Origin of the sequence: Streptococcus sp. HMSC062D07, from assembly GCF_001814215.1 — a bacterium.
In the GTDB taxonomy this organism is placed as follows: domain Bacteria; phylum Bacillota; class Bacilli; order Lactobacillales; family Streptococcaceae; genus Streptococcus; species Streptococcus infantis_I.
Map to the genome: position 1 here is coordinate 354,834 of NZ_KV815334.1, position 15,922 is coordinate 370,755.

The following is a 15,922-nucleotide window of genomic DNA, read 5'->3' on the forward strand; positions in this document are numbered from 1 at the left end:
TTGGAGATCCGATTTCAGAAGAAGAATTAGAAACACTCCACCAAAAACAAGCCTCTTACGGTATTCAATCTGTTCAATTGAAAGTGAATCAAGTTCAGAACTCGCCAACATTAGATAGTGAAGCGACCAAGGAATTTTATGAAAACATTGACAAGTATATTGATCAAAAACTCTCTGAAAAAGATTCACAAAACGATCTCGTAAAAGAAAATGAAGCAGACAAGGATTGAGGACAATGAACTGAATCGGTTTTTACGCCGTGTTTTTCTTGTATCTTCCTCTTTCTTACTTATAGCAGGTTGTTTTTGCTTGAATAAGAAATAAATTAGAAGTTCTATCATCTAAGAAAAATGATGAAAAAAATCATTTAACTAATGGTGTGAACGTTTAGTGTTTATCAGCTCCATTCTCTGTAATTTTGGGGGTAAAATCCACACCATTTAGATAAAATTAGTTGAATTTGATTGGAAAAACGCTTTTATAAAAGCGGAGAAAATCCTTGATATTACGCTGTTTTTAGTCCAACTGAAATCCATACTTTCCAAACCAGGTCTTAAGAAAGATCGTAAAGCTAGCCAGTTCTCTAAACGTTAATTCGTTGCTGGACAGCAGAATACAAACGAAAACACTTTGCATATTGCAAGGTGTTTTTTTTTATGAGAATTGGTGGTGCTCAATTAGGATAGCTCTAGCGACTTTAGTCGCATAGAGATATGCTATGCACAGTTGCCCCAAGAAAACAAGCGAAGCGATGTTTGATTGGATGGCAACCACTGCACTCAAAACGTTCTTCGAAAGAATTACTATACTTACAAAGAGCACCTTTCGGGGTGTTCTTTTTTATTGATATCTTGTAGATTTATAATTAGAAATCTCCTTGAAGGGTATCAGGGAAATGAAAAATTCGGCGTTCATATCCTATTGCTTCGTGCTTTAGTCTAATACCTATAATGTAAAAAACCCTAGCTATCAGGTAGTTGATAGTTAGAGTTTTTTTCTATTCATAGGATTTAATGAGATGAAATAAGGCTTCTACTTCTGATGACAGTGTAGCTGATTTGAGATAAGCATAATAAACTGTAAATGTTATCTGGTCCTCCGGTATTAGAGGGATTTTTATTAAATCATCATCTTCATCAGAAAGTGCGATATCAGCCAGCAAACTAAGGCCAATCCCTTTCTTTAAAAGTTCTTTAATGATGACAATGTCGTCACTCTTAAAGAATATTTCTGCCTTGTTTTGATGCTTTTGATTAAGTAGTTCAAAAGCTTTCAGGTGAACAAAGTGTTCGTCTAAAAGTATAAAGGATTGATCTACTAAATCTTCAAAAGCGAGGGAAGGAGCAGTAGCAAGAGGATGGTTCTTAGATAAAACGACATACAGTTCTTTATGAAAGAGCTCATGTGTCTCTATTGAAGGATGATTGAGTGGTTCAACCAAGCCGAGTAGGCTTGCATCAAGGTCTCCTTTGAGGAGAAGATTTAATAACTCTACGGAGCCACCGCGGATAGGGCGTACTTTTTTTAAAAAATCGAATTTATCTTTTTCGTTTAAGGCAGCAAAGAGATACTGAATGATAATAGGAGGAAATCCTACAGTAGAGTATTGGGCCAAGGAACGATTGATTTCTTTGCGAGTAGAAATAACCTCAGGTAAGATCTTTTCTGTATGCTTTAGAAGGATTTGTCCTTGAGGAGTGAGTTTGAAGGAACGATGCGAGGGATCGTGGTGAATCAATTTGCAATTAAAAGATTCCTCTAAGCGCTTGATGGCATAAGAAATAGATGGTTGGCTGACTTTGTGTTGTTTTGCTACTTCTGTATAGGATTGAAGCTGGCAGAGGTCATAAAAATATTGTAGATCTTTTAAATTCATATGGGCTCACTTTCATTAGTTGGAGAAGGGAAATAAGTGGAAATCACCAGATAAATAAATCTTATCCGTATCCCACAATTTGACTATACGAGTAATCGCCGGTTAAAATGTAAGTGAGTCAGGGATATCAAAGGTTATCTAAGATACTTTCGAAAATGACCAACATCTTTTCTCGTTTATCAATAGGGAGCTGTTTAATCTTCATGTTGATTCTTTTGAGTGAAAGATTGTCGGTCTTATCAGAGGTTGATTCAAGGCTATCAAAATTGAAAAATTCCTCTGGGGTCATCTCTAGGGCGACAATCACTTTTTCAAGACTGTGAATGGTCAGATTCACATTTTGGTTTTCAAGTTGATTGATATACTTAAGCCCTAGCCCCGCTTGTTCCGAAAGTTCTTCCTGGCTCATTTTTTTCTGTGTTCGAAAATATTTCACTTTGTGGGAAATATATTGTTGTAAATAGTTTTTATTCGTCATATAAATAGAATACAAGTTTTGCATGACAAAAAAACATCTTAAAAAATACAAAGTATTGTATAACAAACTTATATAATATTTATTTTAATTCGGATTGCCAATTTGTATGATTAGTTTCTTTTACTCGAAACTTTTAGGAAAGAGTGATCATCGAGAGTTTTATGAGTTCAGAACTTTATAAAATATAACAACTTAAAGTGCCATTAATAATAGTGTTTTAAGTATAAAGAGCTTAGTAGAAAATGTCTTTGTAGACTCATTATAACATATGCGTACACAATAGTATTTTTTAAGCAACAAAGTTTTCCAAACAATTCATTTTAAGTGGTATAATAGAAGTAAAAAGGAGGTTGCACTATGACTGCACATGATATTTTAAACAACCCTTTCCTCAATAAAGGAACAGCCTTTACCTTAGAGGAGCGAAAGGAACTAGGTCTTATTGGTTTACTGCCACCGTATGTTCAAACGATTGAAGAGCAAGCGGCGCAAACTTATGCACAAATGCAAACAAAAGCCAATGATTTGGAAAAGCGTCTTTTCCTAATGGAAATTTTTAATACTAACCGGACTCTTTTCTATTACCTCTTTTCTCAACATTTGGAGGAATTCAATCCAATTGTATACGATCCAACCATTGCAGATACCATTGAAGGCTATAGTGACCTCTTTGTAGATCCCCAATATGCGGGATATCTTGATATCAATCATCCTGAAAATATTGAAGCCACTTTGAAAAATGCTGCTGGAGATCGCGAGATTCGTCTCATTGTTGTAACAGATGCAGAAGGAATCCTTGGAATCGGTGACTGGGGAACAAATGGTGTCGATATTTCTGTCGGGAAATTGATGGTCTATACAGGTGCTGCTGGAATCGATCCTTCTATGGTTCTTCCTTTGGTTATTGATGCAGGGACTAACCGTGAAGAACTTCGTAACAATCCTAATTACTTAGGGAATCGTCACGAACGGGTTCGCGGAGATCGTTACTACGACTTCATTGACCAATTTGTTCAAACAGCAGAACGTCTCTTTCCTAAACTCTACCTTCACTGGGAAGACTTCGGCCGCTCGAATGCTGCCAATATTCTTGAAAAATACCGGAAACAAATTCCAACTTTTAATGATGATATTCAAGGTACAGGAATCGTTACCTTAGGTGGTATCTTTGGTTCACTGGATATTAGTGGTGAAAAATTAACAGATCAAGTTTATCTCTGCTATGGTGGTGGTACTGCGGGTGCAGGAATTGCCTCTCGTGTTCTTCGTGAAATGGTGAGTGAAGGTCTTTCTGAAGAAGAAGCCTATAAACGTTTCTTTATGGTTGATAAACAAGGTCTTCTCTTTGATGACATGGATGACCTAACCCCTGAACAAAAACCGTTTGCTAAGAAACGTGCTGACTTTAGTAATGCAGACAAGTTGACTGATCTGCTTGAAGTAGTGAAGACTGTGAAGCCAACCATTCTTGTAGGAACTTCGACTCAGCCTAATACCTTCACTAAAGAAATAGTAGAGGCTATGTGTGAAAATACAGAGCGTCCGATGATCTTCCCTTTGTCAAATCCAACCAAACTAGCAGAAGCTAGTGCCAAAGATTTGATTGAATGGTCAGATGGCAAGGCTTTTGTCGCAACAGGAATTCCTGCTGATACGGTTTCTTATAAAGGTGTCGACTACGTGATTGGTCAAGCCAATAATGCCTTGATTTACCCAGGTCTTGGTCTAGGTATGCTGGCTTCTGAAGCAAGTCTTTTGACTGATGAAATGATTGGAGCAGCGGCTCATTCATTGAGTGGTATTGTCAATCCAGGCCAACCAGGAGCTCCTGTCTTGCCACCATTCAAGTATGTAGCAGATGTTTCTATTAAAGTAGCAGAAGCAGTCGCTAAAAAAGCACAAGAGCAAGGTCTTGCGCGTGCTAAGGAAACAGATATGGCCAAAGCAGTTCGTGATTTGAAGTGGTATCCAGAGTATAAATAATTCATTGCTACTGTCTATCCTTCGCTAGCAACAGATTTGTATGGGCTATGGACTTAAGTAATTTAGAAAGGATACCTATGTCACTCTTTTTAACCTCGATTACGAGTATCATTCCAATTATCACTATCATTGTTTTGGGGTATATTCTTCAGGTGAAGGGATGGTTTGGAGATGCCTTTGGACCTAACCTATCTCGTTTGATCATGAATGTAGCCTTGCCAGCGTCAATCTTTGTGTCGGTGATGAAATACCTAACACTAGATAAACTAATCAGTCTTTCTGGAGGTCTCCTTTATACATTTGTGGCCTTTATCTTGGGCTATATCGTAGCTTATATTGCAGTTGTGGTTTTCAAGGTTCGTCCAGGACGGCGAGGAACCATGATTAATACCTTTGTGAATGCTAATACTATTTTTATTGGTTTACCTTTAAACGTTGCTCTTTTTGGGGATCAGGCTCTTCCTTATTTCTTAATTTACTATATCACCAACACGATTTCCACCTGGACATTGGGCGTGTATTTGATGACGAGTGACAGTAAATCGGGTCAAAGCAAGGAGACAAGTAAATTTGACTGGAAGAAATTGCTACCAGCTCCGCTTGTAGGTTTTCTTGTGGCTCTGCTATTTTTGATTCTCCGAATCTCTATTCCAGATTTCGCAACGAATACCTTAACCTATGTTGGAAATATCGTCACTCCCCTATCTCTGATTTATATTGGTATCGTTCTTGCAAAGGCAGGTTTGAATACTATTACTTTTGATAAAGATACAATTGTCACTTTAGTTGGACGCTTTATCCTAGCTCCTCTAATCATGCTTCTTGTATTGAAGTTCTTTGCTCCAAATATGGCGACAGTAGAATTTAAGACCTTTATGATTCAGTCCGCTACACCAGCTCTAGCTGTTCTTCCGATCCTTGCTAATCAGGGAAAAGGAGATGTGGAATTCTCTACGAATGTGGTGACTCTAAGTACGGTTCTATTTATCGTTGTTATTCCAATATTACAAACTTTATTAGGATAAGAAGGAAGAGGATAGGATTGAAAGTTTTGCGTTAAGGAATTGCACTATCATAGATACATCTATTCTTATTTATTGAAATCGAAATCAGAAGAAACTCTTCGGACGTTTCCTATCAAGCGCTTTTGAGCTGTCCTAAAAGCCAAACTTTTCAAACTAGGATTGAAAAAAGCTCGTAAAGCATCACAATTTAGTAAACGTTAATTTGAAAGAATTACAATACTTACAAAGAGCACCTTTCGGGGTGTTCTTTTTTAATCCTCAATAGAGAGTTCACCCCCAAAAATCACACCACTAGTCTTTGTCTTATACAATTTCTTCCTAGTATAAGTTTAGTATGATATAATTAAATACGAATAATTTAAAGGAGTTATAAATGAAAATAGGAAAAGGCATCAATTGGATTTTGATTCTGTTAAGTTGCTTAATTGCTATAGTACTGATAAGTTTTATGTTCTTCTTTAATCATAAGAAGCAAGATGTAGAAACAGTAAATGCTACAACAGAACAGGTTTCTACTACTAGTACGATAGCGACTAGTACAACAACCACTAGTTCAACGACTACTCAAGATAGTATTACGACTACTGAGGAAAAACTCTTGACACAAGAAGAGCAAACGAATGCTAAATCACAAAAAATAGATGAGCAAGCCATTCTAAATGGAGATTTCTCGACTCTAGTTGGAACGTGGAGAAATGGACTTGGCCAAGAGTTTACATTTGATAAAAATGGATTAGTAAACAGTGGGAACATTGAGAAAGTGAGCATGGGTAACCATGGAACTATTGAATTCAGTGTTAGATCTGGTTTTACAGGGTATGGAATGAGTGTTTACCCTGCTGGACTTATTATAGATGGGTTAGATTCTGACTTAAGTAAAAACAGACTTACTGCTGGTCAAGCTGCTCCAACTAGCTCAGAACAAGTTTTTTATAAAGTAGACTAAATGATTAACCATCTCATCAAATTTGAGGTGGTTTTCTTCTTTATTTGTGAGTTGTGATCATTTTATGAAGGTTAATCAAGTATGCTTCAAAAATAGCTTCCATAGGCGTTCCGGCCTGTTTAGCAAGATGTTGGAATTTATGAGGACCTTGACGGGTATTATTTTTCTTCATAGTATGTTGTGTTATAATGTAGATACGATATGAATAAATTAAGATATCTCTGTAAATTCTGTAAATGTCACTTTGTGTGAACATGAGTACATTTGAATTTATAGAATGATAGGAGGTGGTTTACAATGATAAGTTTAGAGCTGATGTCTGAAGAAAATAGCATAGATGTTTATTCTTTTGAAAAAGAAAATCGGGAGTATTTTGAGCGGAATTTACCTCCTAGACCAGCTACCTATTTTGATTCAGAAGGTTTTAAAGAAATTACAAGGGAATTGTTAAGGGAACAAGAGAATCATGATGTCTACATGCATCTTATTAGAGATGCACAAGGTACTATGGTCGGAAGAATCAATTTAAGTGTCTTAGAGGATGATCGAAAAACAGCAGAACTTGGATATAGGATCGGAGAAAATGTTACTAATTTAGGTTATGCAAGTGAAGCGGTTAAACTCGTTTTAGAAAAGGCCTTTACTACTTATGGTTTACATAAGATTATCGCAGGGACGGCAACGGACAATCTGATCTCTCAGAGAGTGCTTTTAAAAAATGGTTTCACCTTTAGTAGAATCATAGAGAATGACTTTCAAATGCATAACGAGTGGATTCATACGGCAGTATTTGAGATAAGGAATCTATAGCATCATCATTACCAGTCGTTTGCCAAAACTCAACATTTCTAGTAGACATTCGTCTACTTTTTTTATATAATAAAACTAAACCAAAATGGTTGAATTTTAAAAATATAGTCAACCTTCAATGAAAATATCAGGCTAGGAGGTAAAACATGTACCAACCAGAAAAGCTTAAGGCTCGGAGAAAAGAGTTAAAGCTAACACAGAAAGAGATTGCAGAGCAGCTTGGGATTAGTTTTCAGGCTTATTCAGCTTGGGAGCGTGGAGTCAAGGAGCCTTCTGAAGAAAAGGTTAGTCAGCTAGAGAAAATCTTAAAAGTACCAAAAGGCTATTTTACTCAAATCGAAATTGTCCGCCTCTATAATAGCCTTTCCAACAAAGGAAAAGAAAAGGTGATAGTCTATGCTCGCAACTTGGCTCAAGAAGAACAAGCCAAGAAGGTGACGGCTATTTCAGAAAAACTCTACGAGTATCATGTCTATGAACGCATGTCGGCTGGTATCGGTGCTTCAGTTTATGATGATCGAAACTTTGACACGGTTTACTTTAATGAAGAACTAGCTCACGATTTTGCTTCATGGGTCTCTGGAGATTCCATGGAACCCAAATATCAAAATGGTTCAGTAGCTCTGATTCGAGAGACTGGATTTGATTATGATGGCGCTGTCTATGCAGTGGTTTGCAATAACCAGACCTATATCAAACGTGTCTATCGAGAAGAAGATGGCTTACGTCTGGTCTCTATCAATCCTAAATACAAGGATATTTACATTTCTTACGAAGAAGATCCGCGGATTGTGGGAATTATCGTGGGTAATTTTGTACCCATGGAGGGATAGCCTATGGGCTACTTTGATTATTCCAGAGAGCCCCAAAGTGATATTGCCTTTGTCGATATGAAGTCCTTTTATGCCAGTGTTGAGTGTGTGGAAAGAGGACTCCATCCCCTCAAAACCTCCCTTTGTGTCATGAGCCGGGCGGATAATTCTGTTGGGCTTATTCTTGCCTCCTCGCCTATGTTTAAAAAGATTTTTGGGAAAGCAAATGTCGGTCGTGCCTATGACCTCCCCTTTGATATCAAGACGCGTAAATTTTCCTACTATAATGCCAAAAAACAAGGCTTACGGACAGATCCAGACTATGTGAAATTTATCGAAGATTGGGCTCGGGTGACCGTCATTGTCCCTCCTCGGATGGATAAGTATATCGCAGTCAACATGGAAATTCAGCGCATTTTCCAGAATTATGGCAGTCCAGATGATATTTATCCTTATTCAATTGATGAAGGATTTATTGATCTAACTAGTTCGCTCAATTATTTTGTCCCGGACCAGCAGATTTCTCGTAAAGATAAGCTGGACATGCTTTCGGCTCGTATCCAGAGAGATATCTGGCGACAGACCGGGATTTACTCGACAGTCGGTATGTCGAATGCCAATCCTCTGCTTGCTAAGTTGGCCTTGGATAATGAAGCCAAGCACACACCGACTATGCGAGCCAATTGGTCTTACCAGGACGTGGGAAATAAGGTCTGGTCCATTCCAAAGATGACCGACTTTTGGGGGATTGGGCATCGGATGGAGAAGCGCTTGAATAGCTTGGAAATCTATTCGATTAAGGAATTAGCCAATAGCAATCCTGATGTCCTGAAGAAAGAACTTGGCCAAGCTGGACTTTGCTTGTGGTTCCATGCCAATGGAATAGACGAGAGTGATGTTCACAAGCCCTATAAAACCAAATCTCACGGCTTAGGCAATTCGCAAATTTTACCGAGAGACTATGTCAAACAGCGAGATATCGAAATTATCCTTCGAGAGATGGCTGAACAGGTGGCTATCAGGCTTCGACGGGCTAGAAAGAAGACAACAGTTGTGTCTATTCATCTTGGTTTTTCTAAGCAGGAACAAAAACGCTCCATCCATACCCAGATGAAGGTGGAGCCGACCAATAATACCAGTCTTTTAGTCAGTTATGTACTGAAATTATTCCATAGCAAATATACTTCTGGGGCTGTCAGGAGTGTTGCCGTTAGTTATTCAGGATTTGTGGACGAATCCTTTGCGTTGATTTCCCTTTTTGATGAGGTTGACAAGCTAGAAAAAGAAGAAAGGCTCCAGACTACCATTGATTCCATTCGAGAACAATTCGGCTTTACTTCCCTTTTGAAGGCAACTGCCTTAGAGGATGCATCGAGAAGTATTGCCAGAAGCAAGCTCATCGGAGGGCACTCTGCTGGAGGATTAGATGGACTAAAATGATTGATCGCTCTTATTTGCCCTTTCAATCCGCGAGGGATTATCAAGATCCAGGCATGCAGAAGTGGATGGGCTTTTTTCTATCGGAGCATACCAGTTCACTCAGTGCAGAAAAAAATCGTGTGGATTTATCAACAGATTTGAATCCAGTCGAGAAGTTGTTGCTGCTTTCCCAGCTCTACGTTGGACAACTAAAAGGCTCTTTTATGGTCAAGGAGAAAAATTATAAAAGCACGATATTGGGTGAAGTAAGAGAATTATCTCCTCAAGAAATCTTGGTTAGAACCGATGAAGGTTATCGATTAATAAGGGTAGATGATATTCTCGCCATCCAACTTTGTCAGGAGGAAGTTGATGACTAGAAAAGAGTTATATGAAAACAAATTGCAGATGGACTATTTTTCAGATGACTATATTCGTTTTGAGGAAGATTTTCAAAAATACTCTGCCATGAATGTACCCTTGACTTTCTTGATTGACGACATTCTACGAACCATGGCTATCAACCAAAAGGACTACTTTGTCTTGAACAAGGAAAATGCCAAGGACGGTAGAGAACATCGATTTTATTTTAGAGTGAGGATGGAAAAAGATTGTCCACGTACTCGAACCTATACCTATCTTGGGCTGGGGCGAAATCATTAGTAAAAATTCTTATCTTAGATATATTTGTTGCAATAATAACACTGCAAATAATTATAATTTCCAGCCGTTCAAGAGCTATTTCTTGAATGGTTTTTTGTTTGCAGTTTTAAAGTAATTGAGCTATACCAATTTTTATTCTTGACAAGTGAAAGAAACAAGTATATACTGTTTTTGCTGATTCTAAAAACAGAAAATCAGACTATACCAATTTCGATAAGGAGAAAGCACAGCTTGCCTGTGTCGTATATACTATGTGTGGAATTGTTGGTGTTGTTGGAAACACAAATGCAACTGATATTTTGATTCAAGGACTTGAAAAGCTCGAATACCGTGGTTATGATTCTGCGGGAATTTTTGTTCTAGGTGGTGCTGAAAGCCATTTGGTGAAAGCAGTTGGTCGTATCGCAGAATTGTCTGCTAAGACAACTGGGGTTGAGGGAACAACTGGTATCGGACATACTCGTTGGGCCACTCACGGAAAACCAACAGAAGATAACGCTCACCCGCATCGCTCTGAGACAGGACGTTTTGTCTTGGTCCACAATGGGGTGATCGAAAACTATCTTGAAATTAAGGAAGAATACCTTGCAGGTCACCACTTCAAGGGGCAAACAGATACAGAAATCGCTGTTCACTTGATTGGAAAATTTGCGGAAGAGGATGGTCTCTCAGTTCTTGAAGCCTTCAAAAAAGCTCTTCACATCATCCGTGGTTCTTATGCCTTTGCCTTGATCGACTCTGAAAATCCAGATGTCATCTATGTGGCCAAGAATAAATCACCACTTTTGATTGGTCTTGGAGATGGCTACAACATGGTCTGCTCAGATGCCATGGCCATGATTCGTGAAACCAACCAATACATGGAAATCCATGACCAAGAGTTGGTAATCGTCAAGGCTGATAGCGTTGAAGTGCAAGACTATGATGGCAATCGCCGTGAGCGTGCTAGCTACACTGCTGAACTTGACTTGTCTGATATCGGTAAGGGAACTTATCCTTACTACATGCTCAAGGAAATCGATGAGCAACCAACAGTGATGCGTAAGTTGATCCAAGCCTACACAGATGAGGCTGGCCAAGTAGTGGTTGATCCAGCTATCATCAAGGCTGTTCAAGATGCAGACCGTATCTACATTCTTGCAGCTGGAACATCTTACCACGCAGGGTTTGCTTCTAAGAAGATGTTGGAAGAATTGACAGATACACCAGTTGAACTCGGTATCTCTTCTGAGTGGGGTTACGGTATGCCACTTCTCAGCAAGAAACCACTCTTCATCTTTATCAGTCAATCTGGTGAAACAGCTGATAGCCGTCAGGTTTTGGTTAAGGCCAATGAAATGGGTATCCCAAGCTTGACAGTGACAAACGTGCCTGGTTCAACTCTGTCACGTGAAGCCAACCATACCATGTTGCTTCATGCAGGTCCTGAAATTGCCGTAGCTTCAACCAAGGCATATACTGCGCAAATCGCAGCCCTTGCCTTTCTTGCAAAAGCAGTCGGTGAAGCAAATGGGAATGAAAAGGCCAAAGCTTTTGACCTGGTTCACGAATTGTCAATCGTAGCTCAGTCTATCGAATCAACTCTTTCAGAAAAAGAATTGATTGATAGTAAAGTTCGTGAGCTTCTTGAAACAACACGTAATGCCTTTTACATCGGACGTGGTCAAGATTACTATGTAGCCATGGAAGCCAGTCTCAAACTCAAAGAGATTTCTTACATCCAATGTGAAGGTTTTGCGGCTGGAGAACTCAAGCACGGAACCATTGCCTTGATTGAAGAGGGAACACCTGTTTTAGCCCTCTTGTCAGACCCAGTTCTTGCTAACCACACTCGTGGAAATATCCAAGAAGTGGCAGCGCGTGGTGCTAAGGTACTCACAATCGCAGAAGAAAATGTTGCCAAAGATACAGACGATATCGTTATTACGACCGTACACCCTTACCTCTCACCAATCTCAATGGTCGTACCAACGCAACTAGTCGCTTACTTTGCAACTCTACACCGTGGACTCGATGTGGATAAACCACGTAATCTTGCTAAGTCTGTAACGGTAGAATAAGGAAGTCCTGTTACTAAATGCCAACATTTCTTGTCATCCTATAAAAATCTTGTTATACTATAGAAAAGTCGTTAATAGTGAAGTATAAGGAGATTGGAGCGGAAATGAAAAAGGGGAAAATTTCATCTATCATAGGACTCTTGTTAGCAAGTTCGTTTTTGATTCGGACTGTCATTATTCATCAAATGAGAGCTGCAAAGAAACAAGAGAGTGAAAAGATTGCTGCAGTTCAGGAATTTATCAAATCTCAAGAACAGGCAGAGTCAGAAAAACAAAAAAGTACTTTTAAAAGTATTCTTGGAAATGGATCAGGGACTTCTGAACCAAGACCTAGCTACGACAAAACCATATTTGTGAATCAACAATACGATATTGGTGTTCGAGACGGAGCCTATTATCTACTGACACTCAGTAGCAACAAAGAACTCTTGCTAGAAGGGGTCGATGACGCCTATGCCTTGGCTGTTAAGAATGAAGATAAAAACAAACAAGAAGTTGCTATGGTGGTTCATAAAGATGGAGCTTGGCATATTATAAATGGTGAAGGGGAAGTTACAACAACCCTTGACCGACAATATATAACAGCTCATACCAAGCTTGTGATTAAGAATAATACTGTTGATTTTGAATAATGTGATTGGCTCATGATTCTTTAGAAAAACATAGATTACTAAAAACCTCCTAGATTCTTTCTAGGAGGTTTTTAAAATTATAAATCTTGCATAGAAATCTTATTGAGTTCGTTGACAACTTGCAGAATAGATAGTCGGCTAATGTTCATGATTCGCTTATTATCGATTTCTTTAATATCAAAATTAGTGATAATAGCGTCATAGTCACTTTGCCTAATTTCTTCGATATTTAGGGTTTCTTTATCCCAAGTTTCATACTGGATGTTATTTGAAGTATGGAATTCGTAGAGAGATATCAAGAATTCTGGATGAGCAAAGTCATACTCACTGAGAACTAAGACTTTGACTTTCTTTTTATGTTCAAATAATTGATCTGTAAGCCCCTCTGCGTGAGTGAACAGCGTGTAGATCAGGTGAGAAAGAGCAGGTATCTTCTCCTTTTGTCCCATAATATTCTTATAGCGCATCATTTCAAAGACTGTTGCTTCATAAAAATTAGGGAAGAATTTTTTAATCTTTCCAAGTGTATAGTCTTTATTTTGTGAAATGATCGATTCGGAGTTGATTTCTCTTCGCTCGAGTAAGGCAGTATTGTGCAAGTTCCAAATTAAAGTATCCGTATTTGAAAATTGAACACTAAATCTTCGAGTTAAGTTGTCCAGAATGTCTCGTGCAGCATGATAGGACAAATTAACTTTTTCGTCAGATTGACGAGCAGCTAGAAAGTCTTCGACTGTGAAGAAGAGACTAGGTTCAGCAAATGGACTGAAGATTTGATAGAGATTTTCCGGATTGATATCAATGTTAAGTGCTTGGGCCAATTCTTGTAACTGATGTTGAAAATCGGGTAGTTGGTCGAAAATAGGATTTAACCAGGAAATGTTTTGTTTTGATAACTGAACGAAATATCCTCTCTTCATTCGGTGCAAATCGACTGTAGCCTGCGTTCTGATTTGGTAAAGATTTTGATATTTTGCAGGGAATTTCGCCAAATTGATGAAGAAAGAGACAAAATCATTTATATTTTCTTCCTTAACCTCCTCAAAGGGCCAGTCCAGAAAATTATAAGCTTCGTGGAAAAATTGGGAGAAGAAAAATCGAATATCTTTTTCATTTCCAATAATAGAGATTGGGGTTACCTTGAGCTTAAAGCGGTAAGTTCCATCAAGTGTCTTATTGATATCCGCAATTTTCTTTCTCAAAGAAGGAAGGGAAATATCCAGAGATTCGGCAAGATGCTCATAGGTAAAGGGGCTGTCCAAAAGGAAAAATGCTTTTAAAATTTGAAAATATTCAGACGCCTGTAAAAAATATTGGTAAATTCGCTCGATGCCATTATTTTTCGTATTCACCATCATAATCCCCGCAGTTGAGTGTCGAATATCAAAATCAGGAAAGATTTCACGTAATTCTTTGATATCACTTTTAATGATGCGAGCATTGTGTCCAATGGTTTTAGATAAATCATCTAGGTAAATCCAATCAGGATTTTCAAACAAATATTCTAAAATCTTTAATTGCCTTTGCTCTTTTTGACTGAGTAATTCTCTCATTTTTAATAAACTCCCGAAGTAATGTTAGAATAATTAGAAAAGAAGATAATTGGAGATTGTCAGAATTCTAGCATAAAAGAAAGTCACCCCTTAAGAGAGATTCGAAGTCTATCGAAGAGGGGTGATACTTGATAAGAAGTTCTTACTAGTCTTCAATCTACTTACGATATAAACGGTCGTATTGGTAGTAGGGATCAAAGGTTACGTTAATTCCCAATTTACGGAGAACATTCTTGTCTTCATCTGTTAAGATAATCGTAGAATGAGCTTCGCTTCCTTTGAGGTTCCCGAGTTCTTTCATAGCGCGGTCTGCATCAGGATTCTGCATAGCTGTGATTGCAAGAGCGATAAGAATCTCGTTAGAATGAAGACGTGGATTGCGACTACCTAAGTGATTGATTTTCAAACCTTGGATTGGTTTCACCACTTCTGGTTCAATTAATTTTGTTTCGGTATCGATGTTCGCTGACTTCTTGATAGCATTGATCACGGCAGCTGCTGTTGGACCGAAGAGTTCCGAGTTCTTACCAGTGACAATTTCACCAGAAGGTAACTCAAGTGCTAGAGCAGGCCCGTCTGTTTCTTCAGCTTTTTGTCGAGCGGCAACAGCAACCTTACGGTCGGCTGGCGTGATGCCGAGATCATTCATAAGAAGTTCGATTTTCTTGACAGCAGACTCAGCAACTTTTTCAGCCTTGAAGTCGAGAACTGTTTGGTAGTAGCGACGGATAATCTCTTGTTTCGATGCTTCAATTGCAGCATCGTTATCAGTGATTGCAAAACCAACCATATTTACACCCATGTCAGTTGGAGATGCATAAGGAGATTCACCCAAGATACGTTCGAGCATACGCTTGAGAACAGGGAAAATTTCGATATCACGATTGTAGTTGACGGTAGTTTCTCCATAAGTTTGGAGATGGAATGGGTCAATCATATTGACATCGTCAAGGTCTGCAGTAGCAGCCTCATAAGCCAAGTTAACCGGATGATGGAGAGGTAGATTCCAAACTGGGAAGGTTTCAAACTTAGCATAACCAGATTTGATGCCATTCAGTTGGTCGTGGTACATGTTAGACATACAAGTTGCCAACTTACCTGAACCAGGTCCAGGAGCAGTAACGACAATTAAATTGCGACTCGTTTTGATATAGTCGTTTTTCCCCATACCTTCAGGAGAGATGATATGGTCCATATCTGTCGGATAACCCTTGATTGGGTAATGGAGATAAGAGTCGATCCCATTTTTCTCTAATTGATTACGGAAGGCATCAGCTGCCGGTTGGCCTGCATATTGAGTAATGACAACTGAACCAACAAAGATACCAAGTTCATTGAATTTATCGATCAAACGAAGCACTTCTTGGTCATAAGAAATGCCCAAGTCACCACGAGCCTTTGAGTGCTCGATATTGCTAGCGTTAATAGCGATAACAACCTCAACTTGCTCCTTCAATTCTTGTAAGAGTTTGATTTTATTATCTGGTTCATATCCAGGAAGGACACGAGCAGCGTGGAAATCTTCTAGCATTTTGCCACCAAACTCCAAGTAGAGTTTGCCGTCAAATTGGTTGATGCGTTCCAAGATATGGTCGCGTTGCAGATTCAAATATTGTTCAGAACTAAAAGCTTGTTTTTTCATTTTTTTACCTCTGACTTCTATTA

General features: G+C 38.6%; 15 protein-coding genes and 1 pseudogene. 11 read left to right on the plus strand and 5 right to left on the minus strand.

Annotated features, from left to right (window positions below; translation table 11 throughout):
• Nucleotides 1-230: pseudogene (locus tag HMPREF2957_RS08600) on the plus strand (TIGR00341 family protein); the annotation flags it as partial.
• A gap of 767 nt (nucleotides 231-997) precedes the next feature.
• Here the strand turns inward: HMPREF2957_RS08600 and HMPREF2957_RS08605 are convergent.
• Both HMPREF2957_RS08605 and HMPREF2957_RS08610 read right to left on the minus strand, forming a co-directional pair.
• A complete protein-coding gene (locus HMPREF2957_RS08605; RefSeq protein ID WP_070678978.1) occupies nucleotides 998-1,876 on the minus strand; it encodes a LysR family transcriptional regulator in 879 nt (292 codons plus the stop codon).
• A gap of 127 nt (nucleotides 1,877-2,003) precedes the next feature.
• Nucleotides 2,004-2,354, minus strand: coding sequence for a helix-turn-helix domain-containing protein (locus HMPREF2957_RS08610; protein ID WP_070679049.1), 351 nt, complete (start codon nucleotides 2,352-2,354; stop codon nucleotides 2,004-2,006).
• A 357-nt stretch (nucleotides 2,355-2,711) separates the two neighbouring features.
• Here HMPREF2957_RS08610 and HMPREF2957_RS08615 point away from each other — a divergent pair, with 357 nt between their 5' ends.
• From HMPREF2957_RS08615 to HMPREF2957_RS08625, 3 genes are all read left to right on the plus strand, one after another.
• Complete coding sequence (locus HMPREF2957_RS08615) at nucleotides 2,712-4,337, plus strand: malolactic enzyme (RefSeq protein ID WP_061759324.1); 1,626 nt, start codon at nucleotides 2,712-2,714, stop codon at nucleotides 4,335-4,337.
• 77 nt (nucleotides 4,338-4,414) lie between these two features.
• Nucleotides 4,415-5,362 (plus strand): AEC family transporter, encoded by a 948-nt coding sequence (locus tag HMPREF2957_RS08620; protein WP_070678980.1) that lies wholly within the window; start codon nucleotides 4,415-4,417, stop codon nucleotides 5,360-5,362.
• 373 nt (nucleotides 5,363-5,735) lie between these two features.
• On the plus strand, nucleotides 5,736-6,308 hold the full coding sequence (locus HMPREF2957_RS08625) for a DUF6287 domain-containing protein (RefSeq protein WP_070678982.1): 573 nt from the start codon (nucleotides 5,736-5,738) through the stop codon (nucleotides 6,306-6,308).
• 40 nt (nucleotides 6,309-6,348) lie between these two features.
• On the opposite strand, the gene HMPREF2957_RS09455 is transcribed toward HMPREF2957_RS08625, so the two are convergent.
• Nucleotides 6,349-6,480, minus strand: a complete 132-nt coding sequence (locus HMPREF2957_RS09455) for a hypothetical protein (protein ID WP_261674156.1) — start codon at nucleotides 6,478-6,480, stop codon at nucleotides 6,349-6,351.
• Between the two features lie 125 nt (nucleotides 6,481-6,605).
• Here HMPREF2957_RS09455 and HMPREF2957_RS08630 point away from each other — a divergent pair, with 125 nt between their 5' ends.
• The 7 genes from HMPREF2957_RS08630 (at nucleotide 6,606) to HMPREF2957_RS08660 (ending at nucleotide 12,704) form a co-directional block, all read left to right on the plus strand.
• Nucleotides 6,606-7,118, plus strand: a complete 513-nt coding sequence (locus HMPREF2957_RS08630) for a GNAT family N-acetyltransferase (protein WP_070678984.1) — start codon at nucleotides 6,606-6,608, stop codon at nucleotides 7,116-7,118.
• Nucleotides 7,119-7,264: 146 nt separating this feature from the next.
• Nucleotides 7,265-7,951 (plus strand): helix-turn-helix domain-containing protein, encoded by a 687-nt coding sequence (locus HMPREF2957_RS08635; RefSeq protein WP_070678986.1) that lies wholly within the window; start codon nucleotides 7,265-7,267, stop codon nucleotides 7,949-7,951.
• Between the two features lie 3 nt (nucleotides 7,952-7,954).
• Nucleotides 7,955-9,370, plus strand: coding sequence for a Y-family DNA polymerase (locus HMPREF2957_RS08640; protein ID WP_070678988.1), 1,416 nt, complete (start codon nucleotides 7,955-7,957; stop codon nucleotides 9,368-9,370).
• Nucleotides 9,367-9,729: a hypothetical protein gene (locus HMPREF2957_RS08645; protein ID WP_070678990.1), complete on the plus strand. Its 363-nt coding sequence runs from the start codon at nucleotides 9,367-9,369 to the stop codon at nucleotides 9,727-9,729. The genes HMPREF2957_RS08640 and HMPREF2957_RS08645 overlap by 4 nt, the downstream gene beginning before the upstream one ends.
• Entirely contained in the window at nucleotides 9,722-10,012 is a 291-nt protein-coding gene (locus tag HMPREF2957_RS08650; protein WP_070678992.1) for a DUF5960 family protein, read from the plus strand. The genes HMPREF2957_RS08645 and HMPREF2957_RS08650 overlap by 8 nt, the downstream gene beginning before the upstream one ends.
• Before the next feature lie 251 nt (nucleotides 10,013-10,263).
• Nucleotides 10,264-12,072 (plus strand): glutamine--fructose-6-phosphate transaminase (isomerizing), encoded by a 1,809-nt coding sequence (gene glmS, locus HMPREF2957_RS08655; RefSeq protein ID WP_070678994.1) that lies wholly within the window; start codon nucleotides 10,264-10,266, stop codon nucleotides 12,070-12,072.
• 104 nt (nucleotides 12,073-12,176) lie between these two features.
• The gene (locus HMPREF2957_RS08660) at nucleotides 12,177-12,704 is read left to right on the plus strand and encodes a hypothetical protein (RefSeq protein WP_070678996.1); all 528 of its coding nucleotides are present in this window, start codon (nucleotides 12,177-12,179) and stop codon (nucleotides 12,702-12,704) included.
• A 77-nt stretch (nucleotides 12,705-12,781) separates the two neighbouring features.
• Here the strand turns inward: HMPREF2957_RS08660 and HMPREF2957_RS08665 are convergent, their stop codons facing one another.
• The gene (locus tag HMPREF2957_RS08665; protein WP_070678998.1) at nucleotides 12,782-14,257 is read right to left on the minus strand and encodes an AcpB/EbpR/MafR family transcriptional regulator; all 1,476 of its coding nucleotides are present in this window, start codon (nucleotides 14,255-14,257) and stop codon (nucleotides 12,782-12,784) included.
• A gap of 157 nt (nucleotides 14,258-14,414) precedes the next feature.
• The gene (locus HMPREF2957_RS08670) at nucleotides 14,415-15,899 is read right to left on the minus strand and encodes a DUF1846 domain-containing protein (RefSeq protein ID WP_004250902.1); all 1,485 of its coding nucleotides are present in this window, start codon (nucleotides 15,897-15,899) and stop codon (nucleotides 14,415-14,417) included.
• Between the last annotated feature and the right edge of the window lie 23 nt (nucleotides 15,900-15,922).

Coding starts and splice junctions, on each gene's coding strand:
- HMPREF2957_RS08605 (WP_070678978.1), bottom strand. CDS start 1,876: ATGAATTTAAAAGATCTACAATATTTTTATGACCTCTGCCAGCTTCAA.
- HMPREF2957_RS08670 (WP_004250902.1), bottom strand. CDS start 15,899: ATGAAAAAACAAGCTTTTAGTTCTGAACAATATTTGAATCTGCAACGC.
- glmS (WP_070678994.1), top strand. CDS start 10,264: ATGTGTGGAATTGTTGGTGTTGTTGGAAACACAAATGCAACTGATATT.
- HMPREF2957_RS08665 (WP_070678998.1), bottom strand. CDS start 14,257: ATGAGAGAATTACTCAGTCAAAAAGAGCAAAGGCAATTAAAGATTTTA.
- HMPREF2957_RS08650 (WP_070678992.1), top strand. CDS start 9,722: ATGACTAGAAAAGAGTTATATGAAAACAAATTGCAGATGGACTATTTT.
- HMPREF2957_RS08645 (WP_070678990.1), top strand. CDS start 9,367: ATGATTGATCGCTCTTATTTGCCCTTTCAATCCGCGAGGGATTATCAA.
- HMPREF2957_RS08615 (WP_061759324.1), top strand. CDS start 2,712: ATGACTGCACATGATATTTTAAACAACCCTTTCCTCAATAAAGGAACA.
- HMPREF2957_RS08635 (WP_070678986.1), top strand. CDS start 7,265: ATGTACCAACCAGAAAAGCTTAAGGCTCGGAGAAAAGAGTTAAAGCTA.
- HMPREF2957_RS08640 (WP_070678988.1), top strand. CDS start 7,955: ATGGGCTACTTTGATTATTCCAGAGAGCCCCAAAGTGATATTGCCTTT.
- HMPREF2957_RS08610 (WP_070679049.1), bottom strand. CDS start 2,354: ATGACGAATAAAAACTATTTACAACAATATATTTCCCACAAAGTGAAA.
- HMPREF2957_RS08620 (WP_070678980.1), top strand. CDS start 4,415: ATGTCACTCTTTTTAACCTCGATTACGAGTATCATTCCAATTATCACT.
- HMPREF2957_RS08625 (WP_070678982.1), top strand. CDS start 5,736: ATGAAAATAGGAAAAGGCATCAATTGGATTTTGATTCTGTTAAGTTGC.
- HMPREF2957_RS09455 (WP_261674156.1), bottom strand. CDS start 6,480: ATGAAGAAAAATAATACCCGTCAAGGTCCTCATAAATTCCAACATCTT.
- HMPREF2957_RS08660 (WP_070678996.1), top strand. CDS start 12,177: ATGAAAAAGGGGAAAATTTCATCTATCATAGGACTCTTGTTAGCAAGT.
- HMPREF2957_RS08630 (WP_070678984.1), top strand. CDS start 6,606: ATGATAAGTTTAGAGCTGATGTCTGAAGAAAATAGCATAGATGTTTAT.